21 protein-coding genes are annotated in these 24,789 nt (G+C 40.3%); 8 read left to right on the top strand and 13 right to left on the bottom strand.

The window, feature by feature from the left end:
* Nucleotides 1-72 precede the first annotated feature (72 nt).
* On the bottom strand, nucleotides 73-978 hold the full coding sequence (rarD, locus tag QZ488_RS10815) for an EamA family transporter RarD (protein ID WP_293748482.1): 906 nt from the start codon (nucleotides 976-978) through the stop codon (nucleotides 73-75).
* Between the two features lie 88 nt (nucleotides 979-1,066).
* On the opposite strand from rarD, the gene chrA reads away from it, so the two are divergent.
* Nucleotides 1,067-2,224 carry a chromate efflux transporter gene (chrA, locus tag QZ488_RS10810; protein WP_293748480.1) on the top strand — a complete coding sequence of 386 codons (1,158 nt, stop codon included), beginning with the start codon at nucleotides 1,067-1,069 and terminating at the stop codon, nucleotides 2,222-2,224.
* A 10-nt stretch (nucleotides 2,225-2,234) separates the two neighbouring features.
* Here the strand turns inward: chrA and QZ488_RS10805 are convergent, their stop codons facing one another.
* Together QZ488_RS10805 and QZ488_RS10800 are read right to left on the bottom strand one after the other, a co-directional pair.
* Nucleotides 2,235-3,158: a diguanylate cyclase gene (locus QZ488_RS10805; RefSeq protein WP_293748478.1), complete on the bottom strand. Its 924-nt coding sequence runs from the start codon at nucleotides 3,156-3,158 to the stop codon at nucleotides 2,235-2,237.
* Nucleotides 3,159-3,320: 162 nt separating this feature from the next.
* Complete coding sequence (locus tag QZ488_RS10800; protein ID WP_293748476.1) at nucleotides 3,321-3,776, bottom strand: thioesterase family protein; 456 nt, start codon at nucleotides 3,774-3,776, stop codon at nucleotides 3,321-3,323.
* A gap of 123 nt (nucleotides 3,777-3,899) precedes the next feature.
* Between QZ488_RS10800 and recQ the strand changes: the two genes are divergently transcribed.
* Together recQ and dnaB are read left to right on the top strand one after the other, a co-directional pair.
* Complete coding sequence (recQ, locus tag QZ488_RS10795) at nucleotides 3,900-5,717, top strand: DNA helicase RecQ (RefSeq protein ID WP_293748474.1); 1,818 nt, start codon at nucleotides 3,900-3,902, stop codon at nucleotides 5,715-5,717.
* Nucleotides 5,718-5,804: 87 nt separating this feature from the next.
* On the top strand, nucleotides 5,805-7,202 hold the full coding sequence (gene dnaB / locus QZ488_RS10790) for a replicative DNA helicase (RefSeq protein WP_293748472.1): 1,398 nt from the start codon (nucleotides 5,805-5,807) through the stop codon (nucleotides 7,200-7,202).
* 73 nt (nucleotides 7,203-7,275) lie between these two features.
* Here dnaB and QZ488_RS10785 read toward each other — a convergent pair whose 3' ends face one another.
* The 4 genes from QZ488_RS10785 to QZ488_RS10770 all read right to left on the bottom strand — a co-directional run bounded on the left by QZ488_RS10785 (nucleotide 7,276) and on the right by QZ488_RS10770 (nucleotide 9,948).
* On the bottom strand, nucleotides 7,276-8,463 hold the full coding sequence (locus tag QZ488_RS10785; protein WP_293748470.1) for an OmpA family protein: 1,188 nt from the start codon (nucleotides 8,461-8,463) through the stop codon (nucleotides 7,276-7,278).
* Nucleotides 8,464-8,569: 106 nt separating this feature from the next.
* The gene (locus QZ488_RS10780; RefSeq protein WP_293748468.1) at nucleotides 8,570-8,989 is read right to left on the bottom strand and encodes a secondary thiamine-phosphate synthase enzyme YjbQ; all 420 of its coding nucleotides are present in this window, start codon (nucleotides 8,987-8,989) and stop codon (nucleotides 8,570-8,572) included.
* A 15-nt stretch (nucleotides 8,990-9,004) separates the two neighbouring features.
* Nucleotides 9,005-9,469 (bottom strand): chemotaxis protein CheX, encoded by a 465-nt coding sequence (locus QZ488_RS10775; RefSeq protein WP_293748466.1) that lies wholly within the window; start codon nucleotides 9,467-9,469, stop codon nucleotides 9,005-9,007.
* Between the two features lie 29 nt (nucleotides 9,470-9,498).
* The gene (locus QZ488_RS10770) at nucleotides 9,499-9,948 is read right to left on the bottom strand and encodes a transcriptional repressor (RefSeq protein ID WP_293748464.1); all 450 of its coding nucleotides are present in this window, start codon (nucleotides 9,946-9,948) and stop codon (nucleotides 9,499-9,501) included.
* Between the two features lie 192 nt (nucleotides 9,949-10,140).
* Here QZ488_RS10770 and nudC point away from each other — a divergent pair, with 192 nt between their 5' ends.
* Together nudC and hemE are read left to right on the top strand one after the other, a co-directional pair.
* Entirely contained in the window at nucleotides 10,141-10,983 is an 843-nt protein-coding gene (gene nudC, locus QZ488_RS10765) for an NAD(+) diphosphatase (RefSeq protein WP_293748462.1), read from the top strand.
* A 273-nt stretch (nucleotides 10,984-11,256) separates the two neighbouring features.
* Nucleotides 11,257-12,321 (top strand): uroporphyrinogen decarboxylase, encoded by a 1,065-nt coding sequence (hemE, locus tag QZ488_RS10760; protein ID WP_293748460.1) that lies wholly within the window; start codon nucleotides 11,257-11,259, stop codon nucleotides 12,319-12,321.
* Nucleotides 12,322-12,344: 23 nt separating this feature from the next.
* Here hemE and QZ488_RS10755 read toward each other — a convergent pair whose 3' ends face one another.
* From QZ488_RS10755 to mpl, 4 genes are read right to left on the bottom strand one after another with little or no spacing between them, the layout of a single operon-like run.
* Nucleotides 12,345-13,331, bottom strand: coding sequence for a sugar phosphate isomerase/epimerase family protein (locus QZ488_RS10755; RefSeq protein WP_293748458.1), 987 nt, complete (start codon nucleotides 13,329-13,331; stop codon nucleotides 12,345-12,347).
* A gap of 47 nt (nucleotides 13,332-13,378) precedes the next feature.
* Nucleotides 13,379-15,268, bottom strand: coding sequence for an alkaline phosphatase family protein (locus QZ488_RS10750; RefSeq protein WP_293748456.1), 1,890 nt, complete (start codon nucleotides 15,266-15,268; stop codon nucleotides 13,379-13,381).
* A gap of 29 nt (nucleotides 15,269-15,297) precedes the next feature.
* Nucleotides 15,298-16,086 carry a S1/P1 nuclease gene (locus QZ488_RS10745; RefSeq protein WP_293748454.1) on the bottom strand — a complete coding sequence of 263 codons (789 nt, stop codon included), beginning with the start codon at nucleotides 16,084-16,086 and terminating at the stop codon, nucleotides 15,298-15,300.
* 16 nt (nucleotides 16,087-16,102) lie between these two features.
* Complete coding sequence (mpl, locus tag QZ488_RS10740; RefSeq protein ID WP_293748452.1) at nucleotides 16,103-17,455, bottom strand: UDP-N-acetylmuramate:L-alanyl-gamma-D-glutamyl-meso-diaminopimelate ligase; 1,353 nt, start codon at nucleotides 17,453-17,455, stop codon at nucleotides 16,103-16,105.
* Nucleotides 17,456-17,712: 257 nt separating this feature from the next.
* Between mpl and QZ488_RS10735 the strand changes: the two genes are divergently transcribed.
* Nucleotides 17,713-18,681: a class 1 fructose-bisphosphatase gene (locus tag QZ488_RS10735; RefSeq protein ID WP_293748450.1), complete on the top strand. Its 969-nt coding sequence runs from the start codon at nucleotides 17,713-17,715 to the stop codon at nucleotides 18,679-18,681.
* Between the two features lie 64 nt (nucleotides 18,682-18,745).
* Here QZ488_RS10735 and QZ488_RS10730 read toward each other — a convergent pair whose 3' ends face one another.
* Nucleotides 18,746-20,740 (bottom strand): sodium-translocating pyrophosphatase, encoded by a 1,995-nt coding sequence (locus QZ488_RS10730; RefSeq protein ID WP_293748448.1) that lies wholly within the window; start codon nucleotides 20,738-20,740, stop codon nucleotides 18,746-18,748.
* 580 nt (nucleotides 20,741-21,320) lie between these two features.
* Between QZ488_RS10730 and ppa the strand changes: the two genes are divergently transcribed.
* Nucleotides 21,321-21,869, top strand: coding sequence for an inorganic diphosphatase (gene ppa / locus QZ488_RS10725; protein WP_293748446.1), 549 nt, complete (start codon nucleotides 21,321-21,323; stop codon nucleotides 21,867-21,869).
* A gap of 180 nt (nucleotides 21,870-22,049) precedes the next feature.
* Here the strand turns inward: ppa and QZ488_RS10720 are convergent, their stop codons facing one another.
* Nucleotides 22,050-23,540, bottom strand: a complete 1,491-nt coding sequence (locus QZ488_RS10720) for a GGDEF domain-containing protein (RefSeq protein ID WP_293748444.1) — start codon at nucleotides 23,538-23,540, stop codon at nucleotides 22,050-22,052.
* Between the two features lie 646 nt (nucleotides 23,541-24,186).
* Between QZ488_RS10720 and QZ488_RS10715 the strand changes: the two genes are divergently transcribed.
* Nucleotides 24,187-24,660, top strand: a complete 474-nt coding sequence (locus tag QZ488_RS10715; protein WP_293748442.1) for a DUF3299 domain-containing protein — start codon at nucleotides 24,187-24,189, stop codon at nucleotides 24,658-24,660.
* The last annotated feature ends 129 nt before the right edge of the window (nucleotides 24,661-24,789 follow it).

Here is a 24,789-nt window from a genome sequence, read left to right as displayed (position 1 = left end):
ACTTCAAGGCAAACGCCTCGGTATCCAAATAAATGACCTCAGTCTCGAGGACGTATGAAAGATCAACAGCCCCTAATCGTTCTTGATTAAAATAACCTTAGTCTTCCGATAAGTCCTATAGGAATCATAAACATAAATCAGCAAAGCAGACCAAACGAATACAAAAGTTATCACTCTCGCATTATCAAGAGGCTCCAGATAAAGCATGACTGCTAGTAGAAACATAATACTTGGACCAATATATTGGAAAAAACCTAAAGTGGTGTAACGAATACGTCTGGCAGCGGCAGTAAAACATAACAATGGGGCGGTAGTCACCACGCCAGCAAGCAACAAAATAACATTCAGATCCACAGTATTGGCTATCATGTTGCCGCTCGAAGTATCTGCAATTAGCCAATACAATAGAGCAAAAGGCAACATCATACTGCTTTCAATTAATAATCCAGGCATAGATTCGACCGCCACTTTTTTACGCAACAACCCATAAATACTGAAGGTAATGGCCAAAGTCAGGGCTATCCAAGGGACCTTGCCGTATGAAAAAATAAGTATAGACACTCCCATTAAAGCCACAAAAACAGCAAGCAACTGCAACCTAGTTAGACGTTCTTGCAAGAACAAACGTGCTAACAAAACATTAAATAGTGGGTTGATGAAATAACCTAAACTGGCATCAAGTAAGTGGTTGTTATTTACCGCCCAAATAAACAAAAGCCAATTAACGGCTAACAATAAACCACTTATCAGTAACGTCTTAAGAATTTTTGGGTCTCTAATTGCTGCTCTTACTTGGCTAAACTTTTTTCGGACAAATATCAACACACACAACACAAGCACGGACCAAACGATCCGGTGCATGACAATTTCTAAAGCAGGCACGCTAGTTAATAACTTAAAATACATGGGCGCAACGCCCCACATTGAATATGCGGCTAACGCAAAAAGAACACCCGATTTAAGAGATTTTTCGTTCAACGGTTTGACCTAGGATAACTATTAGATAATATTGCGCGGAGTGTGGGGGAAGCAAAGTGCAAATGCAAATGATAAAGGGGCTGAATAAATGAAGCTATGCTGGGAAGTGTTTTGGCGATTCCTGCTACTAGGTTGCATTAGTTTTGGAGGTCCTGCGGCACATATCGGCTATTTTCAACACACTTTTGTACAAAAGCTAGCATGGCTATCTAATGATGCTTATGCCAAATTAATTTCCTTAAGCCAAATCTTACCTGGTCCAGGTTCAAGCCAAATTGGATTTGCTATTGGCTTGCAAAAAGCTGGGCTGGCTGGAGGAGTCGCTGCTTTTATTGGTTTCACTTTACCTTCATTTGTATTGATGTACTGGTTGGCCATATTTGTAAATTTAGACGATCCTGCTAGTTGGTTACTTTCGGTAAGTAGCGGTCTGAAATTATTAGCTGTTGTTATTGTGCTAGATGCAGTAATCACTATGTTTAATAGTTTTTGTAAGAGTCGCTTGACTGTTTTAATCATGCTTTTAGGTATGTCATTATTAGTAATTTATCAATCTTTTTATACACAAATGTTAGTGTTTTTAATAGCGTCTCTCATAGGCATAATCAACAGTAAAACGCCAGCCAAGCAAGGTCTCCTTAAGCAATCGCTAAGAAGAATATCCTGGTCGCCAATGTTGCTATTTATCAGTTTATTTTTAATCAGCTTAGGGGTAAGTCAGTATGATTCTTATGTTGGTCTGTTCGCTACATTTTATAAAAACGGTAGCTTAATATTTGGCGGTGGGCATGTCGTATTGCCGCTATTGCAAACTAGTATTGGCGAAGCTCTCACAGAACAACAGTTTCTATTTGGTTATGCTGCAGCACAAGGAGTGCCCGGCCCTATGTTTACTATGGCATCTTTTATGGGGGCACAGTGGTTAGAAAGTGCACCACTATTGGGAGCTATCTTGGCTACATTGGCTATTTTTTTGCCGGGTTTTTTATTACTTTTGACCGTTAATCATAGCTGGAAGTCACTGGCCCAACATCCGAAATTTATTGGCGCGTCAGCTGGCATCAATGCCTCTGTGGTTGGTTTGTTGATTTTGGCTCTCTATGACCCAGTGTTCACTAGTGCGGTTCACAACTACATCGATTTGGGGTTAGTGGTCATCGGATTTATATGCCTAAGACTATTTAAACCGCCAATACTTTTACTGGTTGGCACTTTTATATTAGTTGGTTTCTTAACAAACTATTAAATTTATATCTCTACACAAACGCGGCATACTGATTAAGACCTGCTTGCTTAGCTTTGAACAAATTGATATCAGCCTTGTCAATCAAGTCAATTGGATTCGCAACCGGATTTTTAGCATGAGTTGGGCTGAAAGCAGAAATACCCAAACTTATGGTCACAAAAGGGTGGGAAGCTTGCCTAGCAGATTTAATCTTGCGATTTTGTACATTTTGGATTAATTCCTGTGCAACCTGCTTAGCTCCTTTCAAATCAGTGTAAGGCAACAAAAGTACAAATTCTTCCCCGCCGTATCTCGCAGCAAAATCCCGTTCTCTTCTCTTACTAGAAGCGATTATGGAAGCAATAATTTTTAAACATTTGTCACCTTCCAAATGGCCGAACTCATCGTTAAATAACTTAAAATGATCTATGTCGATAATCAAAGCTGCAACAGATTGATTTCCCCTAACTGCTGCATACCATTCTTTGTTTAGCATTGTATCCAACTGCATTCTATTGGCTAACCCGGTCAAACCATCGGTACATGAAACTTGAGCAAGCCTTTTCTGTTGGGCAACCATGGTCATCAAGTTAGTCACTCGAGAAACCAAAATTCCTGTTCGATTTTTTTTGTCTATATAGTCCACAGCTCCCATGGCTAGACACTCTTCCTCTTCGTCAAGACTTGGCTTATCGGCCAAAAGCATGATCGGAATGTGTGCAGTAAGTTGGTTGTTTTTAGCAAAAGTGCACAATTCCTGCCCTGAGATAATCGGTGTATTAATTACACTCAACACTAAATCAATATCTTTAAGCATGATACTTTGCAAAGCAGTTTTGCCATCTTGGGCTATTTCAATATTAAATTTCTTAGCAAAAAGCGAGGTGAGTGTGGATATGCTGACGACGTTATCATCAATAATAAGTAATGTAAGGTGGTGATGAAAAGCTTCCATAACGTCCCTGAAAATACGGCAATTAGCTGCTCAAAAATTAAAGTTCAGCACGAGAAATGTACTAAAATAAAACTATAGTTTCGTACAAATGTTAATCATTAATAAAGCACTTTATTAATGATATTGCGAGCAAAAGTGTATATTAAATTTTTTATATAGTGATTAGATAACATACGTTCCTGTTCCTGTCGCTATATGCAATTGATTGTGATTGTGCAAATCCATTCTGCATACTGCTATTTTATTTCCTCGTCTAATCACTTGCGCTGTTGCAACAAATTCATCGCCCTTTCCGGGCCGCAAATAATCGACACGCATATCTAAAGTCCCTCCATCTGGGAGTTGTTGGTAAAATGCTTTTACTGCGTTTTCATCCGTCAGGCCGTTAATACCATATATTAATGCCGCCAAACTGCCGACAGTATCGAGTATCGCTGCTGTTACACCACCATGCAGTATTTTATGTACAGGATTTCCCATTAACTTATCGTCCCAAACAAGTGTTATTTCAACATGTTCTGAATGTAAGTGGCTTACTGTAAAGCCGAGTAACTGATTAAATGGCATTTTATTGTTAAAAAAATCGATAACAAATGCGCGTAATTCTTGTGATGTCATTTACCTACTCAGTGCATATATTTTTTGAGATATGCAATTTGACCAGTTTTTTCTTTGTTAGCAAGTGAACCTCACGATAAAAACACGTAAACTTATGGTTTACTTATTCCTTTTGAGCTCCAGTTGTCAGATCAGCACGCACAGTCTTCACTTGTCATTACCCAAGCACAACAAGTATTAAAACACACATTTGGTTATGACCATTTTCGCGATGGGCAAGCACAAGTCATCTCTCAAGTGATGCAACAAAAAGATGTGTTAGTACTTATGCCTACGGGTGGCGGCAAGTCTTTATGTTATCAAATTCCGGCGATGCTGCTACCGGGTCTAACAATTGTTGTTTCGCCCCTAATATCATTGATGAAAGATCAGGTAGATGCTCTTCTCACATATGGCGTTAACGCTGCGTACATAAACTCAAGCTTGTCACCACAAGATATGTTTAACGTGTACAAAGGCATGCAAGATGAAAAATATAAACTTATCTATGTTGCGCCTGAACGACTTATGCAATTGGAGTTCATCCATCGCTTGCAGGGGCTTGTGGTGAGCCTTATTGCAGTTGACGAAGCTCATTGTGTATCTCATTGGGGTCATGACTTTAGAAAGGACTACAGACTTCTTGGGCAACTAAAGACCATATTCCCTGCTATCCCAATTATGGGATTAACTGCCACTGCTGACTTAGCCACCCGGGCAGATATAACCCAACAGCTAAATCTACAGCAACCCTTTATCTTCAAAGGCAGTTTTGACCGCCCTAATATTCGTTACAACCAAGTCACCAAATACAAGGCCACAGACCAAACAATTGCGTTTGTTAAGCAACAAGACGGTAGCGGTATTATTTATTGTAATAGTCGCAGAAAAGTAGACGACCTTAGCATTGCGTTAGCCAAACACGGAGTCAATTGTGCTGGCTACCACGCTGGTCTTGAAGGTGAAATTCGCGACAAAATTCAGCGTGAGTTCATCCAGGATAAAATTGACGTCATAGTGGCAACAGTGGCATTTGGCATGGGCATAGACAAATCCAATGTGCGTTTTGTAGTGCATTTTGATCTGCCGCGTAGTATTGAATCCTATTATCAAGAAATAGGCCGGGCTGGGAGAGACGGGATGTCCGCAGAAGCATTGTTATTATTTGATGAAAAAGATGCTGCTCGTATTCGTCAATGGATTTCGACTGGTGAAAATCTACAAAGAAATGCAGTAGAACTGCAAAAATTCGCAGCTATGGAAGCATTTGGTGAAGCACAAACCTGTCGTCGACAAATATTACTTAATTATTTTGCTGAGTATTCTGCAGGTCACTGTGGCAATTGCGATATATGCCTAGATCCGCCAAAGGCATTTGATGGCACGGTTGACGCTCAAAAAGTGTTGTCTTGTGTGTACCGACTAAAACAATTTGTTGCCAGTCAATATTTGATTGATGTACTCAAAGGTAAACAATTAAAACGTATCCTAGAGAATGGGCATGATAAATTGACGACCTTTGCCATAGGCAGGGACAAGTCCGATGCTTATTGGCATAACATTATTAATCAACTGATCCACCGAGGATTTCTTAGGGTAGATATCACCCAAAATGCAGTATTAAAACTAACAGAAGAATCAAGGCCAATATTGCAACAAACACAAAAGCTGCAACTTGCGGTGCCTAGACTGAGCCTTGATTTAGGCAAAAAGGCACAGTTAAGCGTGCAAGATTATGATCGCGCAATGTTTGCCAAACTCAAACATTTACGCAAAGTAATTGCTGAACAAGATGATGTACCGCCTTTTGTTGTATTCAGTGATGCAACATTAGCTGACATGGCGAATAAATTTCCAGAGTCGGAAATCGACTTCTTAGACATCCACGGTGTTGGCCAAACTAAACTCGAACGTTATGGCGAACGATTTATTTCGGCCATTTCTAAGCACCTTAATAAGTAAATGGTATAAAATCTAAGGCCTCACAAGGTTTACTTTTAAGTGGGATTTAGCGCATACTAATCGGCCGTATTTGAGCTGATAAAATCAATGCCTGTTAAAGCTGTTCCACAAAAAAACGCAGACGCTAAAGTCGAAAAACTTAAGATCCCGCCTCACTCTATTGAAGCTGAGCAATCGGTATTGGGCAGTATGCTAATTGCGCCTGATGCATGGGATAAAGTGGCTGAAATTGTGGTAGAAGAAGACTTTTACAATCGTTCACATCAGATCATTTACCGCGCTATTGTCCGCCTTCTAACTAAAAGTCATCCTATAGATTTAATTACCGTTTCTGAAGACTTAGAAGAAATGGATGAACTAGAGTCTGCCGGTGGTTTTGCTTATTTAGGAGAGCTTGCCAAAAATACACCAAGTTCAGCCAACGTTTCTGCTTACGCACAAATAATTAAAGAACGTGCAATTACCCGCGAGTTAATAGGGGTTGCCCATGAAATTGCGGATACTGGGTACAACCCAGAAGGCCGAAATAGTGGCGAAATCCTGGATATGGCCGAAAGTAAGGTCTTTGAAATTGCCGAGAAACGCACAGGCAAAGACGAAGGCCCGAAAAATGTCGAGGCTGTTTTAACCAAAACCATAGATCGTCTTGAAGTGCTGGTTAAAAGTAATAAAGAGGTCACCGGTGTGTCTACCGGTTACACCGACCTAGATAAAAAAACCAGTGGTTTACAACCTTCAGATTTAATCATTGTTGCTGCTAGACCATCAATGGGTAAAACAACCTTTGCCATGAACTTATGCGAAAATGCGATGCTGCTCGAAGACTTGCCAGTATTAGTATTCAGCTTAGAAATGCCCTCTGAACAGATCATGATGAGGATGTTGGCATCCCTTAGTCGAGTCGACCAAACTAAGATCCGTACTGCGCAACTAGACGATGAAGATTGGGCAAGAATGTCTAATACTATGGCCATGTTGAAAGATAAGGACAATTTGTTCATTGATGATTCTTCTGGTTTGACGCCCATGGACGTGCGTACCCGAGCACGTAAATTAGCCCGTGAAAAAGGTGGAATAAGCCTAATCATGATCGATTATTTACAATTAATGCAAGTACCAGGATTAAGCGATAATCGAACCCTAGAAATTGCCGAAATATCACGCTCGCTAAAATCCTTGGCAAAGGAATTAGAAGTACCTGTAGTGGCCTTATCGCAGTTAAACCGTAGTCTTGAGCAACGTAGCGATAAACGCCCTATCAACTCAGATTTGCGTGAATCAGGTTCAATTGAGCAAGATGCCGATTTGATTATGTTTATTTATAGAGATGAAGTTTATAACGAACAAAGTGCTGATCAAGGTGTAGCTGAAATTATCATTGGTAAGCAGCGTAACGGCCCAATAGGTACATCGCGATTAACGTTCCAAGGCCAGTTTTCACGCTTCGATAATTATTCTGGTCCTGCTATACAAGACGAATACTAAACTAAGACTAGCATTCAATTTTAAACAAAAAAAAAGAGATGCAATTGCATCTCTTTTTTGTACTCGATAAATATTATCTTTGCACTTTCACTTTATTACTTGCTGTTACTTTTGCAGTAATTCGGCGATTAATTTTATTTGCCGCAGCTGTATTAGACGTATCTATCAACTGAGTTTCACCAAATCCTTTAGCAGTTAAACGTGATGCACTAATGCCGTAATCGTTAATCAAAAGAGTTCTAACAGAATTCGCACGTTTTTGAGACAACATCATATTGTAGTCAGCAGCACCTGGTGCAGAAGCATGTCCTTCAATAACAGCAACAGTATCAGGGAAGCGATTCATAAAGTCTGCGAATGCTTGGAATTGAGCGTTGGTATCATTACTAATAACCGAACTATTATTACCAAACAATACATTTATATTTGTTGATACTTCTTCCTCAACAAATACGCTACAACCATTTGCGTCGACTTTGTCGCTCATAGGTGTGTCTGCACATTGATCTTGTTCGTCTAGTATACCGTCTTGATCAGTATCTAAAACCAAACTACATCCTTTAGCACCAACTTTCGTTCCTGCAGGTGTATCTGGGCACATATCAATAGTATTTAGAACACCATCAGCATCAGCATCCAACGAACAACCAACACTATCTACTCGTGTGCCAATTGGAGTGTTTGCACATTTATCAACATTGTCAAAAACGCCATCATTGTCACTGTCTTTATTTTTAGGCATTACAGGTGCACTTGATCCACCAAATGCGTAGGCTAAGCCAAGTTTAAAGCCAATATGAGTATTACTATTGCCACTTGCTAAAGGTTGGTAAGCAGCGACTTCAGTAATAATTTTTATATCGTCGTCTAAATTCCAATGTTTACCTAACCCGATGTTAACCATCGCATCACCAGTAACAATCTCAGTGTTTTTCAAACCACCAAAAGCATATAACAAGTCGTCTGGTAAAAAGTACAACACATCAACACCGACACGACTACCAGTTGCGTCTGATGGCATTGCGTCAATCTCTAAATGAGATGCCTCAAATCTAACAGCCCACTCTGGGGTAAATTTAATGCCAAATTCAGCACCAAGTCCAACACCATTCTCTAAAAAATCTGGTAAGCCAGATTCAGCATGATCTGTTGAGTAATCTTCAATAAAGCCAGCAACCCACTTTTCATTTTCGTCTGCCTGAGCTATTGTACTTGCACTTAAAGCTGCAGCTAATGCACTGAAAACCAATAATTTTTTCATCTCAATTCGTCCCTTCTTGTTCATTTCAAATTTGTACAGCATATAATTTACGCGATCATATATATATGCATACCTTTAAAGCAACAACTTTATTGCAATTAGATACTCATTTTCCGCAAAGCGTCGCAATTAAGTGACGATTCCCAGCCCTTACTCGATGTTCACCCAATATTATTCCTTGCCAAGTCCCTAGACCTAAACTGCCACCTATGATGGGAATGGTAAGGTTGTTACCAAGTAAACTCGCTTTAATATGCGCTGGCATATCATCCGCACCTTCATAATCGTGCAAATAATAAGCCATATTCTCTGGTACCATTTTGTTGATATGCGTTTCTAAATCTAGCCGTACAGTGGGGTCGGCGTTTTCATTAATGGTTAAACTGGCGCTAGTATGTTGAATAAACAAATGCAGTAGACCTGCTTCGATTTGCCTTAAGCTTTCAAGTTGATTGATCACTTCGTCAGTGATGAGATGATATCCCCTGCTCTTAGGGGATAATACAATAGATTGTTGGATCCACATGTTTCTAAACTGTTATCACTTGTTGAAACACATTTCTAAATAAAGATTTCCTGAAGCATGAGAAAATGGCATCACCATCTTTTTTCCATCTACTTGATGATTAATTGTATGATTTTTTCCAGAAACCACTATTGGGGTAGCCATTCCAAAATCGTAACCTTTCTGATCGAGTTCGTTTTTAGCCCCTCCACATATCATGTTGGTGATTTCACCCACCATGTCTTGCACATCAGAATCTATACTTTCAGGTTTTTCACCCAACATTTTGTGCATGATTTCCAACACGAGACCCTCTTCAAAGGAAATAGACATGGAGCCCTGAATATTCTCTCCGACCATACCTATTAAGCCAGAAATATCGCCCCCAGCTTGATCATCGCCTTTTTTCTTAGGTTTACCCGGTACTAACTCAGTTTGTGCCATGGTTTGCAAAACATTGAGTAAAGCAGCGATAAAAGGATTAATAAACTCTGCGTTCATTAGACTAATTTTTCCTTATAAAAATGGGGTTATTGGCAAGCAGCGCAAGTACCATGGGCTTCAATGGTTTGATTTACCACTCTAAAACCAACAGACTGAGCTTGTTTATCTAATGTATCTTTTAATCCTACGGACTGGATTTCTTTTACATCACCGCACGTATCGCAAATCAAAAACTGAACTGGGTGATTGCAATCAAAATGGTGACAGGCAACAAAGGCGTTGGTAGATTCTATTTTATGTATTAGTCCAAACTCTAAAAGAAAGTCTAAGGTTCGGTAAACCGTGGCAGGTTTTGCGTTTGACTCAGTCAGTTTAAGAGTATCCAACAACTCGTAAGCACCTACAGCGCCTTGTTGTTCAAGTAATAGTGCATAAACCTTTTCTCTTAATAGAGTAAATCTGGCCCCTTTGTCTTCACAAAACTGCCTAGCTTTATACACCTGATCTGTTATGGGATTTTGGCCAGTATCAGTCACATTTATTCCTTCAAAACAAACCGTTATATAATAACACTAATTTTTGTAGGTTGCGCATTTTACACTAGTTATTGTCAGTAAGGCGCTACTACTTTAGTAGGCATCAGTGACGCAATACTTTTTTAAAGTATACTTCGGTGCTGTAATTTACTGTGTTAACTTAGGCAAAAATATTTGGTTTTTGGTAACTATATGATTGAACAAAATATATCGGTAACAGCTGAAACAAAAGCTATTTGGTTAATTTTCAGTGGTGAAAAAATTGTCCAACCTGTTGAAAATTCAGGATTAATGATAGCCACATGGTCAACACTCAGTTTTGCCCATGCCTACCAAGAACAAATAGTTAGAATAGGCAGTCATGGAGACTTACCCTGTTTTTTAATCGATATGGACAAAGAACATATTGAACATGAACAACTAGCACTTATCAGCATGCGCGCTTTATTAATGCAGAATCACACTAGCTTTTTCGGTATCGCCTCTCGAGCATGGCAGATTGCACTATTTATGCGTACCCATAGGTTTTGTGGTCAGTGTGGCAGCGCGACCCAACAAATAGATTGGGAAATGGCGATGCAGTGTTCACGTTGTCAACATCGCTGTTACCCCAGAGTTTCGCCTTGTATTATAGTGTCTATTCGTCACAACGACAAAATTTTACTGGCGCAAGGTAAACCCCAGCGATCTAGACAGATGTTTTCAACTTTGGCTGGTTTTGTAGAAAGCGGTGAAACATTAGAACAAGCAGTGCACAGAGAGGTCTTTGAAGAAGTAGGCATACAAGTAAAAAACTTGCGCTATTTTTCAAGCCAACCTTGGCCTTTTCCTCACTCACTAATGGTCGGATTTTTAGCCGACTTTGACTCTGGCGAAATTAAGGTAGACGGTAAAGAAATCCTCGAAGCATATTGGTTTAACCCAGAGGAATTACCTAATATTCCGCCCAAGTTATCCATTGCTGGTCAACTCATACAACATACCCTTGAAGAAATAAAACAGCAGAAAAACATTACGATCCCTCAACATTCCTAAGGTAAATTTAGCGCATAAAAAACCCCACATAAGTGGGGTTTGAATATTTTAGCGTCTTGGTCTCGTCAACGAGTTTCTTGTTTTTTGGTTGCTTTCGCACCAGTGTTATAACAGAGAAAACTCTTATGGTGCAAGTTTTTGCTGAATATAGCGCATATTTTACTAAATATACTCCAATTTATCCTTTTTTCAGCGGATAAAATCGCTACAATACAGCCCTTTTAAGCCCTTCAGTCTAATTTTGGGGTAATCAATTCCAGTTTGAGGACATCAATGCAGCCATTACAAAACGACCGATATTTACGAGCATTGTTACGCCAGCCAGTTGACATTACACCAGTATGGATGATGCGCCAAGCAGGTCGCTACTTACCTGAATACAAAGCAACCAGAGCAGAAGCAGGTGACTTTATGTCGCTGTGCAAAAACGCCGAATTAGCCTGCGAAGTGACACTTCAGCCACTGCGTAGATTCGATCTTGACGCTGCCATTTTGTTTTCTGATATTTTGACTATCCCAGATGCTATGGGATTAGGTTTATATTTTGAGGAAGGTGAAGGTCCAAAATTTGAACGCCCATTGACGTGTATGGCTGATATTCAAAAATTACCCGTTCAGGATCCTGAAGTAGAAACCGGTTATGTCATGAATGCCGTGCGCACCATACGCAAAAATTTAAATGGCAGCGTGCCTTTAATCGGCTTTTCTGGCAGTCCTTGGACGTTAGCTACTTATATGATTGAAGGCGGATCAAGTAAGGCGTTTACCAAAATCAAAAAAATGGCCTTTAGCGATCCACAAGCCTTACATCTATTACTCGACAAGTTAGCCGATTCGGTTATTTTGTATCTTAACGCGCAAATTGCCGCTGGCGCCCAGTCTATAATGGTATTTGATACTTGGGGTGGAGTGTTGTCAGGACGCGACTATCAAGAGTTTTCGTTACAATATATGCACAAAATTGTCGATGGCCTTACACGTGAAAATGATGGACGAAAAGTGCCAGTCACCTTGTTCACCAAAAATGCTGGTTTGTGGTTGGAATCTATCGCAGCAACTGGTTGTGATGCTGTGGGCTTGGACTGGACAGTAGATATGGCGGATGCAAAAGCACGTATTGGCGACAAAGTGGCGCTGCAAGGCAATATGGACCCATCTATGTTATATGCGCCTGCCGCACGAATTGAGCAAGAAGTGCAATTAATTCTGGACGGATTTGGTAAGGGCAACGGCCATGTATTTAACCTTGGACATGGTATTCATTTAGACGTACCACCTGAAAATGCCAAGATATTTATTGATGCTGTTCACAAATTAAGTAAACCTTTCCACCAGTAAACATGCCAAGGTAAATATTGACTCTAAGACGTTGAAAGTTTATCTCTAGTTTTCTTCAATAATGCAATGGCCGCTATACTGCCGGCCATTTCGTTTAACCCTTCACCTTCATACTCTGCACATGCATAACCCGAAAAACCCGCTTCGGTGAGTATTTTCATACAACGGACATAATCAATCGTCACCTCTTGACCATTGGCTTTAAAGCTATAGGTTTTTGCACTGACACCTCGTGTGTAAGGTGCAAGATCTTCTAAGCCTTGAATAGTGTCATAACGTCTTTGTGGCGAGTGATTCCAACCGCCCATAAAAAAGTTATCCAAATCCGCATATACTCCTAAATTAGCGTGATTTACTTTTTCCATTAACATCGCCAACCAAGCACCGTTGCTGGAAGGGTGTCCATGATTTTCAACCAATAATTCCAAGTTAAATTGTTGCGTATATTCAGCTAGCTCAAACAGACTTTCAGCGTTTTGTTCTAGCTGTTCAAGATAAGTCCCATCTCCGTATGCATTGACTCTAAGTTGTAAACAACCCAATTCATTCGCGGCGTCTATCCAAGGTTTGTGTTTTTCTATGGCGCTGGCCCGTGTTTCTTTTGAAGAACTGCCCAAATAACCTAACTCATCACACATTAAACAGGTAAAACCAACCCCCTGATCATTGGCCATTGTTTTAAATTGCCTGAGCCAAGGTTTATCTTGTGCGTGTCCAAACCAAAGAGTATTCGCTAAATCCACCATACCCACGCCTAGTTTTTTAGCGATAACAACTATGTCACGAGGATCCATATCGCCCTTTAAAACAGCATCGGGCTGAGAGTGCAGCGTTTTAATAAACCATTCATAATTATCACGGCCAGTTCCAAAGATAGCTCGATGAAAAGACCACTGGCTAAGAGCGATATCAAATGATTTCTTACTTTTAGAGGCCTCGGCAAACAACTGTGGCATAACTGAAATAGCCGCCAGCGACGACACAGTTTTTACAAAAACTCTACGATCCATAATCTGCCCTTCTATTTTGGATAACTATCAACAATAAAAAAACTAGCCTAATCATTCTTAGTAAAGATCACGACTTCACCTGAAGCACACAGTTGCTGTGCCTCAACTTTATTACAGGCTTGATCAATTTTAAGTAAACCTATACCAGCTCCATTTAATAATGTTGTTAACTTGTGATCATTCGGTCTACGGTGTCGAACCAGCATATTTCGCCTTTGGGTGAACCAGTTTAGTGGCGAATATTTGCTGTATAAAATGCGGTTAAGTCTATCGAACCACTTAAGTAATTTATCAGGGAATTCATTTTTAATACCGCTGCTAGTGATCTGAGTGATATTTGGACTGTTATGCCGAAACCTTAAGGTAATGTCATATACAAAAGAATAATGTACATCGCCAGACAAGATCACAAAGTTGGGCGGAGTTTTACGGTTACGAAAAATATTTAGCATCACACTGGCCGTGCCTTTATGGGCCATCCAGTTTTCTGCATCAACCGTTAGTGCTTTTCCAAAAAAGGTAAAAACACGCTGTATAGTTTCAATCAGTTTTACGCCAAATATGGGTGCGGCGGAAACCATGATCACAGCTTCTTGTCCGATTAACTCTTGTTGTAATTCGCATAACGCTTCCCAGTCCATTAAGCCAGATGGTTTGCTTAAACTGGACTCTGAACGCCACCTTTGGGTACGCGTATCCAATACCACCAGCTTAGGTAACGTCTCTAAACAATAGTGCCAATGTTCCCAATCAAGTATTTGTTGCACCAGTAAGTCGTGTTGCTGAATGCCATTTTTAGTGAAAAATTCACTACACGACTTAAACAAAGGTTGTAGCTTTGTGGGGTCATTCCCCCACCCCTGACACAACCAATATCCTAGCAAAGCATTACCGACTATGCGTTTAGCAAACAAGTTACCGTATACAGCTTCTTCCCAACCACGGGTCAAATTCCAGTCGTCGGTAACGTCATGATCATCAAAAATCATATACACACGCACATGGGCCAATGCCCTTCTCACCTTCACTAAACCAGCCACAAAATTCTCTACAATGACCTGTTCTTCGGCAAATTTTGTCTTAAAGCGATCAGGAATAGCCTCATCACTTATATTTACCCTTTGCCACATTTCTGGTGACCAAGTAAGAATATACATCGCCATCACTTCAGCGAACGAGATTAAATGATTACTGGCATTAACCGAGGTAAAAATGGGTTTTCTTTTAGCAGCAAAAAATTGGCTATAAGTGTTAGCGGTAGTCGGATCATCTGGGAGTAATTCAGGGCGTTGATAAAAGCAATGTGGATGTTCAAACAAGTCTTTGCTACTACTAATTGTTGCTCCTTGAAGATCTTCATGAAACAAGCCTAATTTTTCAATAGTTTGTTTAATTGCTACAAGTGTAGGGCCCGCCACATCATCAGTATAGACTTGATCTCCCGACATCATTAATAAGTCAGGCGACTTACTTTGACCAGTCAATCCCAACTCAATTTGTTGATCCACTATGACCAAACCATCACCACTATCATGATGAGGTTTACGACAAGACCCGTGTAACATTTGTCCAATTTGCCTGCGGATCACAAAGCTGGGGAAAGACTGACCTGGATAAAGCAACGTGGGTAGCAACTCACTTAAAAGATTTTTGCCACCGTCTTTGTCATGTAAAGAGATGTCATAACTCACCCGACTACCACATGGAATATCAGAATTAGGTTCGAGAGTGAGTAAATTGACAAAAGCCTGTGTGCCCACTTGAACTTGGCACAGTTGCTGATCATCTAGTTCAGCATCGAACCAAATCATTGGCTCTTGCTGACCAAATAACTTAGCCGAAAAATTATAAGCTTGGTTGGTTATTAACCAAAAACAAACTTGTTTGGCATTTGCTCGCCGAACGATAGGTCCAGCGAGTATTGTTGGTAACTGCATACTTTTAAGCAATGTTTTTAAGCACGTGACTATTCAAAAATAGCATTAAGATAAGCAGCAATTCTTACGCCACCCATTTGTAAAGACCGCTTAACAATAGGCAGGTTTTGATATTGATAATCCCATGACAATTTATCACTATTAGGGTATAGCGTAGCCCTTACCTTAGCACTTTCAGCTATCCATACTTTGGGATCAACTTCCATCCATTCTTCAGCCTGTTGCTCCGAAATTTTGCGGCTTAAGATGCGAGTCCATTCTGTATAAGACAATTGTTGCCTGTCAATTAAGCCAGAATCCCAGACTCGGTGTAAATTTGAGTCTTCCCAAAAGAATTTAAGCTTTACATCGTTGCCACCTCTATCTGTGCCATTTCCAGCATGAAAGGGCTGATGTAAATCACCAATGATATGCACGATGAATTTAAGCGCGAGTTGCTTTTCCTCTAAACTTGATTGTTTACTTTTTAATTGTTTGGTAAACATTTCCAAAGCAGTCACCGCATTACCTTCAAGTGGAGGAGCGACGTCTGAATAGGTCTTTCCATCAAATACATTTACATAATGCCAAGGGTTAGCCGTTTTTTTCCAAAACTCACTTGGATGCGAACGCATTTCATCCGCATAAGTCGAAATTTCGGCTAAATCTTGATTGATTAACAATTGATTGATGGCAAGTTGTGCTTTTGGTGTTAGATATTGTTCTGCAAGCGCCCCAGTCACCCGATGCCCAACTTGCCCCCAACTTAACGCTTGAAAACTCATTGTTGCAGCAACTGCACTTATTATTAGTTTTTTTATTAGTTTTTTTAATTTCATGTTAAATGCTCTTCAGTTACTTAAATTTTTGCAGTTTTTCTGTCAACAAATCATGGATACCACCAAAACTACCATTACTCATAACCAGTATGTGATCTCCCGGTTTAGCGTAGGAAACGATTGATTTGACTAATAGTTCCATATCTTTATATAAGATGGCTGTTACGTCGCTCTTAGCCAGTAGGTCATCCATCGACCAGGATAAATTTGTGGGTTCAAAAATAAATACCTGATTGGCGTTAACCCAAGACGAAGCGAGTGTATCCTTGTGAATCCCCATTTTCATGGTGTTAGAACGAGGCTCTAATACTGCTAAAATTCGCCCCTCACCCACTTTGGCCCTCAGACCATCAATAGTGAAGGCAATCGCAGTAGGATGATGTGCAAAATCGTCATATAGGGTAATGCCATTTACTATTGCTTTCACTTCCATACGACGTTTTACATTTACAAACTGCCCTAACGCTTCAACCGCTAAGTCACTCTTAACACCACTATTTTTTGCTGCTGCTATCGCCATCAATGCATTGTTAACGTTATGTTCACCCATTAAGTCCCAATGCACTGTGCCTTGGATTTCCCCTTTGAATAAAACTTCGAATTCACTGCCTTCGGGGTTACTATTTTGTACCTGCCAATCGCCGCCTGTATACTGCACTGGAGTCCAACACCCCATGTCTAATACTTTTCGCAGGTTGTTATCTAACTTAGGCAATAACACTAAACCGTTATTAGGGACCATTCGTAACAAATGGTTAAATTGTCTTTGAATGTCACTTAAGTCAGAAAAAATATCAGCGTGATCGAATTCAAGATTATTCATCACCAAAGTGCGAGGGCGATAATGAACAAACTTAGAGCGTTTATCAAAGAAAGCACTATCGTACTCATCCGCCTCAATGACAAAAAATGGGCTTTCACCCAATCGAGCAGACACATCAAAATTTTGTGGGAGACCACCAATCAAAAAGCCAGGTTTGAGACCCGCATACTCTAATATCCAAGCCAACATACTAGAAGTGCTAGTTTTACCGTGGGTGCCAGATACCGCTAAAACCCAACGATCTTTAAGTACATTTTCGAGTAACCATTGCGGACCGCTAGTGTATGGCAGATTTCTGTCCAATACATATTCTACTGCTTCATTACCACGGGACAGGGCATTGCCTATCACAACTATATCGGGTTCATTTTTGAATTGTTTTACATCGTATCCTTCAAAAAGCTCAATACCTAAGGACTCTAATTGGGTGCTCATAGGAGGATATACGTTACTATCAGAACCGGTGACTTTATGCCCAAGCTCTTTTGCGATTGCTGCAATGCCCCCCATAAAAGTGCCGCAGATCCCTAAAATATGTAGATGCATAGATTGCCATTTAAAATTTCTAAGGCAGATAGACTACCAGAACAAATATCCCTTACCCACTCAACAATGTAAAAAAATACGTCGTTGCTATGACAATGTCACTGGCCTGCACGGGTATTGGTTATAAAGAATACGTTTAGGTTACTGAGTTTCTAGTTTTTTGAAGGTATAATTATCTGAGCAGTATTTATAATAATAAAAATCACGCTGCACACATTCAAATTCAAGGCCCTACAACTACAAGGTATTTACACATAATGAAAAGACTTAACTCACAGCTGCAAGAAGATGGCGCGCCTATGGAGCTAATCCTGCTACTAAGAACACTATTAGCGGGTTGTAAGGAAATTTCTTTTAGGGTCAGTCAAGGTGCATTGGCTGGTGTTTTGGGTTCAACTTTAAGTGAAAATGTACAAGGCGAAACACAAAAGAAGTTAGATGTTATTTCTAACCAAATTCTAAAAGATATTCTTAGTGAGTCAGGTTACGTTAAAGCCATTTCCTCGGAAGAAGAAGATGAGGTAGTGCCATGTAATCCAAATGGTAATTACCTGGTTAGCTTTGATCCTCTGGATGGCTCATCTAATACTGACATTAACAGCCTTATTGGTACCATCTTTTCAATTACTCACGCCCCCCAATGGATGGATCCTGATGACCCATCTGCTTTCCTACAACCTGGGACACAAATAGTAGCCGCTGGTTATGTATTGTACGGTCCTTCGGCAATGCTGGCTTTAACTACTGGGCGTGGTACACATCTTTATACTTTGGATAAAACTCATGGCGGGTTCTTGTTAACTACGCCGAATATTCAGGTACCAGAAAGCACTAGTGAGTTCTCAATTAACGCTTCAAACCAGCGTCATTGGGAAGCACCAATACAAGCCTATATAAATGACTTGTTAGCTGGCACAGAAGGTCCTCGAGAAAAAGACTACAATATGCGCTGGGTTGCAGCAATGGTAGGTGATATTCACAGAGTGTTATGTCGTGGTGGTATTTTTATGTACCCTTATGATAAACGTGATACGGGCAAAGCAGGTAAGTTACGCTTATTATATGAAGCCAATCCCATGGCGTTCCTTGTAGAGCAGGCTGGCGGTTTAGCCGAAACAGGCACTGGACGAATTATGGAAGTGATGCCTACCGAAATTCACCAGCGTGTGCCAGTGTTAATTGGTTCAAAAGAAGAAGTTGAAGCTTGTTTAAGTTACAATAAATAGAGTGATCTTTATTGCTTAACTAGAAATAAAAAAGCCTCAAATGAGGCTTTTTTATATCATGCACCTACAATAGAGGCGCGATAACCAAACTCACAATTGCCATAACATTGATCAAGATATTCATAGAAGGACCAGAAGTATCTTTAAATGGGTCACCTACTGTATCCCCCACTACGACTGCTGCATGGGTATCAGAGCCCTTCCCACCTAAGTTGCCTTTTTCTACATACTTTTTAGCATTATCCCAAGCACCACCAGCGTTAGCCATCATCAGAGCGAGTAAAACACAACCTAATAAGGCACCGCCTAACATACCGCCTAGCGCATAAGCACCTAAACCAAAACCTATTAAAGGTGGCACACCTACAGCAATGACACCGGGCAAAATCATTTTTTTCAGTGCCGCCTGAGTGGCGATATCAACACAACGAGCATTATCTGGCTCAGCTGTGCCTTCCATTAGTCCTTCAATTTCTCGGAACTGACGACGAATCTCTTTGATCATTTCAAACGCGGCATCACCTACGGCAGTCATGGTGATTGAAGCAATTAAAAATGGCAGCAAACCACCAATAAATAACCCAATCAATACCATTGGATTGCCCAAGTTCAAGGTGAAATCAGGATACTTAGCCACTAACGTTTCTATAAACGCAGCAATAATAGCGAGAGCAGCCAGCGCAGCTGCGCCTATTGCAAACCCTTTTCCTATGGCTGCAGTGGTATTGCCTAACTCATCTAGCGAATCCGTAATGGCACGAGTTTCTTCTCCCAATCCGGCCATTTCAGCTATACCACCCGCATTATCGGCAACAGGACCATACGCATCGATTGCCATAGTAATGCCGACAGTAGCCAACATACCTACTGCCGCAATCCCTACACCGTACAACCCAGATAACTGAGTAGATGCAAAAATAATCGCACAAATTGTGAGTACAGGCACAACCACCGATTGCATACCTACTGCCAACCCTGTAATCATAACAGTCGCAGGACCCGTTTCGCCTGACTCTGCAATTCTACGTACTGGCGTAGATGCGGTATAATATTCAGTCACTAAGCCTATAACAATACCGCCCACGGCTCCTGCCACTACTGCCCACCACACATGATCATCCACCCCCAATTTGGCAACCACAAAATAAGCCGCAGCTATAAAAATAACAGCTGCTGACATAGTGCCTGCACGCAAGGCCACTTCTGGTTTGCTGGCTGACATTAGTTTAACCAGCACTATGCCTGCAACAGAACATAACAAGCCCATTGAAGCCAACGCCAGAGGCAGAAACATTAATGACTCTCGACTACCCAACACTCCCACTGTCATGGTAGATGCAATGGCAATAGTGGCAATCATTGAACCACAATAAGATTCAAAAATGTCCGAGCCCATACCCGCAACATCACCTACATTATCGCCCACATTATCAGCAATAACACCAGGGTTACGCGGATCGTCTTCTGGAATACCCGCTTCAATCTTGCCCACTAAATCAGCACCAACATCGGCACTTTTAGTAAAGATCCCACCGCCTACCCGCGAAAATAATGCAACGATCGACGCGCCCATACCAAAACCATGGATCACATGGGCAGTTTCTGGATCACCACCGAAAAACCAATATAATGAACCTAGACCTACAAGCCCCATTGATGCCACACACAAACCCATTACTGAACCACCCATAAAGGCAATGGTCAATGCAGCGGCTGGCCCCTCGTCATGAGCAGCTTGTGTAGTACGGACATTCGCTTTAGTCGCGGTAAACATTCCCATATAACCAGCAAAAGCTGAACATAGTGCACCAGCAACGAAAGCCACAGTGGTGTACTGACCCAGAGAAAAATACAACGCAATTCCGACTACCAAGGCAAACAAGAACAACATTTTGTACTCACGATGCATAAACACCATGGCACCTGTATGTATAGCGTCGCCAATTTTCATAATAGCGGGATCAGAAACAGAGGATTTTTTAATTATAAGGTAAATAACAAAAGCGCAGATTAAGCCAGCAAATCCCAAGATAGGCGGCAAGTAAAATAGTTCAGTCATGTAGGTTCCCAGAGTTAATATAACAATGACACAAAGCAAACCTTTGGTAGTAAACACTAGGGGCTGTCGATCTTTCATATGTCACCGAGATTTTCCTCAAAATGTGCTTAATCAAGGCGAAATCTGTGAAGTTTGGTTATCCAAATAAACAGCTTTCAACGCCGAGTAAGTGCGTTTTGAGGAAAACCCTTCGGGCTGGGCCATTTATTCGCCTACCTTCGTTGCTTACCTTTCGTTTAGAATGACTAAACTTCAAGGCAAATGCCTCGGTATCCAAATAAATGACCTCAGTCTCGAGGACGTATGAAAGATCAACAGCCCCTAATAATAGGTTCACCTTGCAATTCAATTACGCCAATCTCCCATTGCTTACAACTTTCATGAGTACATGGCTATTTTATTGTTTTGTTTACAATTTCTTTACATTTACAGTGCAACTATAACGAGATATTTGTCAATAGTTCAAGTTTTAATCAATATTTGTGCCTTGTCTGCGTTTTAATCACTCAGGTGAGTTTCATCTTGCGTCTCTAAGCACTATAATCTTGCGCAATAAAATTCATCAACTTTAGGTAATACTATGAGCCTCAATGCCGTACCCGCTGGTAAAAATTTGCCAGAAGAAATTAATGTAATAATCGAAATTCCTGCTCACTCTGATCCAGTTAAATATGAAGTGGACAAAGAGTCAGGTGCCATTTTTGTTGACCGTTTTATGGCAACGTGTATGCATTATCCGACTAACTATGGTTATGTCCCACACACTTTGTCTGAAGATGGCGACCCAGCTGATGTATTGGTCATTACGCCTTTCCCTCTTTTAGCAGGATCTGTAATTCGTTGTCGTCCTATCGGTGTGTTAAAAATGACTGATGAGTCTGGTATAGATGCAAAAATTCTTGCGGTACCTGCTGATAAGTTATCAACAATTTATCGTGGTATTACTGATATCGACCAAATACCTGAACTGACTAAACATCAAATTCAGCATTTCTTTGAGCATTACAAAGATTTAGAGCCTAACAAATGGGTAAAAATTGAAGGCTGGGAAGACGCAGCGTCGGCTAAAGCGGAACTCGTCAACAGTGTTAAGTTGTACGAAGAAGCGGAAGAAAAGCCAGCTTTTTAATACTCTTGAATATCAATTCAATTATGTATTAGCCGGTTTTAACCGGCTTTTTTATTGGCGTTAGATCAAATCCATGGCGGCCAATTTGATTCTGATTTTGTTTGTGCCAAGTTCACTGTGCTTTACGTTCTTTGCTATTGAACAACTTTACTGGTTGAATTAACTTAAAAAAGACGACTATTACCATTTAAGACAGTTTCGTCCGGCATTTTTTGCAGCTAACAATGCTTGGTCGGCACGCTCGATAGTGACGTTCAAATCTATATCTGACTCCATTAATGATGAAGCACCTATACTCACAGTTACTGCTACATTACCTTTTTCACTGTGAATCGGTGTTTGCACAATCTTTGACAAGATACGCTTGGCAATTTGAATTGCATTGTCTAAGTCTGTAGCAGGTAAGATAACAATAAACTCTTCACCTCCATAATGGCCGGCGACGTCATAGGGCCGCACTGATTCAGTTAACCTTTTTGCGACATCTCTAATGACTATGTCGCCTACAAGATGACCAGACTCATCGTTAATACGCTTAAATTTATCTATATCCACCATTAATATACTCAAGTGTTGCTGGTTTCTTAATGAGCGTTCAAATTCAGCTGTGGCAAATTCTAGAGTTCGACGGCGATTAAATAATTTTGTTAATGAGTCTGTTGCTGCTAATTCTTCCAACTCTCGGTTTTTATCTAACAGCTGCTGATTCGCTTTGATAAGCGTTTGATGCCAAAAAATAACAGTCTTATACGTCAAAAATATCAAGGCAATAATTACCGTTAACAATATATAGAGCGGATACGACATGCCATCAATGGCATTTTGAATTTTTAATAATGTGCCATCATCTACCAATGAAATTTGAATGATGTCGAATTGTTTGATACTGATAAACCGCGCAACACTCACATAACCCACTAACACAGCCACGAAGGAAATAGTGGCGATGGTTATTGCTTTATAGTCGCCAAACTTTGGATTTTTATCAGTAGGTTTTATTGAAGCAATGCAACGCTCTACATAAGGACCTGTCATATGTAAAATTGGCAGAACTATCAGAACAGCCTGCAGCCACCCACCTACCCACCAACCTTGCCAGACTAAGTATGCGGGGTTTAACCCTACTTTGTTGGCATAAGCCCAAATAAAAGCACCCACTGAGCCCGCTAGTGATGCCACAAGAGAGATAGTCACAAAACTCACAATTGATACTAAATCATTCATGCCAGGCCTAAGTTGAATGACCTTATAGGATAAAACATAAAGGGCTAAGCTCAATGGGTTTGCCAGAGAAAAAACCAGCAACCACTCTAGAGGCATTCCGCCAATATAGCCAACCAAAAAAGTAGAAAAATAAGCAGGAATCGCAGCCCATAAATAATCATACCAAAACACCATTGGTACACAAAAAAGCATAGGAATGTATACGGTAACGTAAAACTGTACACTTCCTACTGTCAACTCAATGCCAGTCCACTCAAAAAGACGAGTTATCACACTTGAAGGGATAACTAAGGCACAAAATATTAACCAAATCACAACAGCTTTTCGGGCATTTCCACGCTGCCTGAACATAGTAAATAAAGAAAATGGAATGGTTTTGTTATCGTTTATAGCTGCATCTATGGTTTGGAAACTTTCTAGGGGGTTTGTGGGGGTTATTTCTTTCATCAATGGATATTTGACACTCTCGCTAACAAGACCTTTAGTTTTCAGCAAAAAACTGGCGTTAGGGTTCTTTAGTAAATTTTGAGTATTAGCCAAATTACCCAAACGAAATTATAAGCAAGGTTATACTGGTTAACTTAGGCACAGTCAAAAAATAGGTGATAATTGCACGTGAAGTAAACTATAACTTCCTTATACATAGAGATAACTATTTCTTTATTAATCAACATTTTACAGCTTTGTAATCAAAAATTAAAGTGAGTCCATTGTCACGCTATGTTGAATATAACTATTCTAGTGAAAAACTTTTTCATTGAGATTGGTATAAAATATTGTACCTTAATTCTACTTCCAAACAAAAATGTCTACGGATTTAAGGGTAGGGTAGATTATGTTAGTAGGCGAAAGTCGTATTGTAGCAAGTGTATATATAGTTGACCATTTATTGTAGGTCACTGATATTGCATCAATTACAGTTGTCGTTTTTACTAACAGGCAAATTACTATAAATAGTAATTCCTGCTTTGTATGTTATTTTATATCGAGATTGGCTTTTCATTATGTTTGGCCACAACTATTCCAATTTATCTGAATGAGGATAATGAAGGGATTAAAAGCATTTTTAGTTTGGGCAAACAAATAAATACTTATGATATATTTTTTAAAAAAAGCATGTTTGATATCAATAATATTCAGCCAACTAGTATTCGCTGATGAACCTTTGGAGCTCTTCTGGGAAGACATGGTGCCACCAAACTATCAAGCCCCCGATGCACCATTTGACCACGATGGCAGTATGCAACAAATGGGGCTAGATGCACCTGTAGTTGAGAGTCTAGATGGTAAATTGGTAAAAATACCAGGCTTTGTTGTTCCTCTAGAAGGTAATAACGAGACAACCAGTGAGTTTTTATTAGTACCTTATTTTGGAGCCTGTATTCATGTGCCGCCTCCGCCAGCCAATCAAATCGTTTACGTGAAGTTTTCTGAATCTGTGCCGATAGATAACCTATACGATGCAGTTTGGGTTACCGGCACTTTAACTACTAAAGGGTGGGAAGGTGATTTAGCGACCGTCGGATATTCCCTACTAGGCATGAGTGTCAGCCCATATGACGGTTAAAAAAGTCGTATCCTAGACAATCAGTGATAAGAATTTATTTTCTTGAACGATAACTTGTCTATACTGATTTTCGAAAGGGAATATTATACGTTACGGATGCACTAGAGTCGCAGACACAATATAAAAGGT

It is taken from the genome of uncultured Paraglaciecola sp. (genome assembly GCF_913020055.1).
Taxonomy (GTDB): Bacteria; Pseudomonadota; Gammaproteobacteria; order Enterobacterales; family Alteromonadaceae; genus Paraglaciecola.
Note: the sequence above shows the minus strand (reverse complement) of the source record. Positions and strands in the feature narration are given on the sequence as shown.

Bases quoted from the DNA above. Each gene is read 5' to 3' on its own strand.
- ppa (WP_293748446.1), top strand. From the start codon at position 21,321: ATGAGCCTCAATGCCGTACCCGCTGGTAAAAATTTGCCAGAAGAAATT.
- chrA (WP_293748480.1), top strand. From the start codon at position 1,067: ATGAAGCTATGCTGGGAAGTGTTTTGGCGATTCCTGCTACTAGGTTGC.
- QZ488_RS10780 (WP_293748468.1), bottom strand. From the start codon at position 8,989: ATGTGGATCCAACAATCTATTGTATTATCCCCTAAGAGCAGGGGATAT.
- QZ488_RS10805 (WP_293748478.1), bottom strand. From the start codon at position 3,158: ATGGAAGCTTTTCATCACCACCTTACATTACTTATTATTGATGATAAC.
- hemE (WP_293748460.1), top strand. From the start codon at position 11,257: ATGCAGCCATTACAAAACGACCGATATTTACGAGCATTGTTACGCCAG.
- QZ488_RS10730 (WP_293748448.1), bottom strand. From the start codon at position 20,740: ATGACTGAACTATTTTACTTGCCGCCTATCTTGGGATTTGCTGGCTTA.
- QZ488_RS10735 (WP_293748450.1), top strand. From the start codon at position 17,713: ATGAAAAGACTTAACTCACAGCTGCAAGAAGATGGCGCGCCTATGGAG.
- nudC (WP_293748462.1), top strand. From the start codon at position 10,141: ATGATTGAACAAAATATATCGGTAACAGCTGAAACAAAAGCTATTTGG.
- dnaB (WP_293748472.1), top strand. From the start codon at position 5,805: ATGCCTGTTAAAGCTGTTCCACAAAAAAACGCAGACGCTAAAGTCGAA.
- QZ488_RS10715 (WP_293748442.1), top strand. From the start codon at position 24,187: ATGATATATTTTTTAAAAAAAGCATGTTTGATATCAATAATATTCAGC.
- QZ488_RS10775 (WP_293748466.1), bottom strand. From the start codon at position 9,469: ATGAACGCAGAGTTTATTAATCCTTTTATCGCTGCTTTACTCAATGTT.
- QZ488_RS10750 (WP_293748456.1), bottom strand. From the start codon at position 15,268: ATGCAGTTACCAACAATACTCGCTGGACCTATCGTTCGGCGAGCAAAT.
- QZ488_RS10720 (WP_293748444.1), bottom strand. From the start codon at position 23,540: ATGAAAGAAATAACCCCCACAAACCCCCTAGAAAGTTTCCAAACCATA.
- QZ488_RS10745 (WP_293748454.1), bottom strand. From the start codon at position 16,086: ATGAAATTAAAAAAACTAATAAAAAAACTAATAATAAGTGCAGTTGCT.
- mpl (WP_293748452.1), bottom strand. From the start codon at position 17,455: ATGCATCTACATATTTTAGGGATCTGCGGCACTTTTATGGGGGGCATT.
- QZ488_RS10800 (WP_293748476.1), bottom strand. From the start codon at position 3,776: ATGACATCACAAGAATTACGCGCATTTGTTATCGATTTTTTTAACAAT.
- QZ488_RS10785 (WP_293748470.1), bottom strand. From the start codon at position 8,463: ATGAAAAAATTATTGGTTTTCAGTGCATTAGCTGCAGCTTTAAGTGCA.
- QZ488_RS10755 (WP_293748458.1), bottom strand. From the start codon at position 13,331: ATGGATCGTAGAGTTTTTGTAAAAACTGTGTCGTCGCTGGCGGCTATT.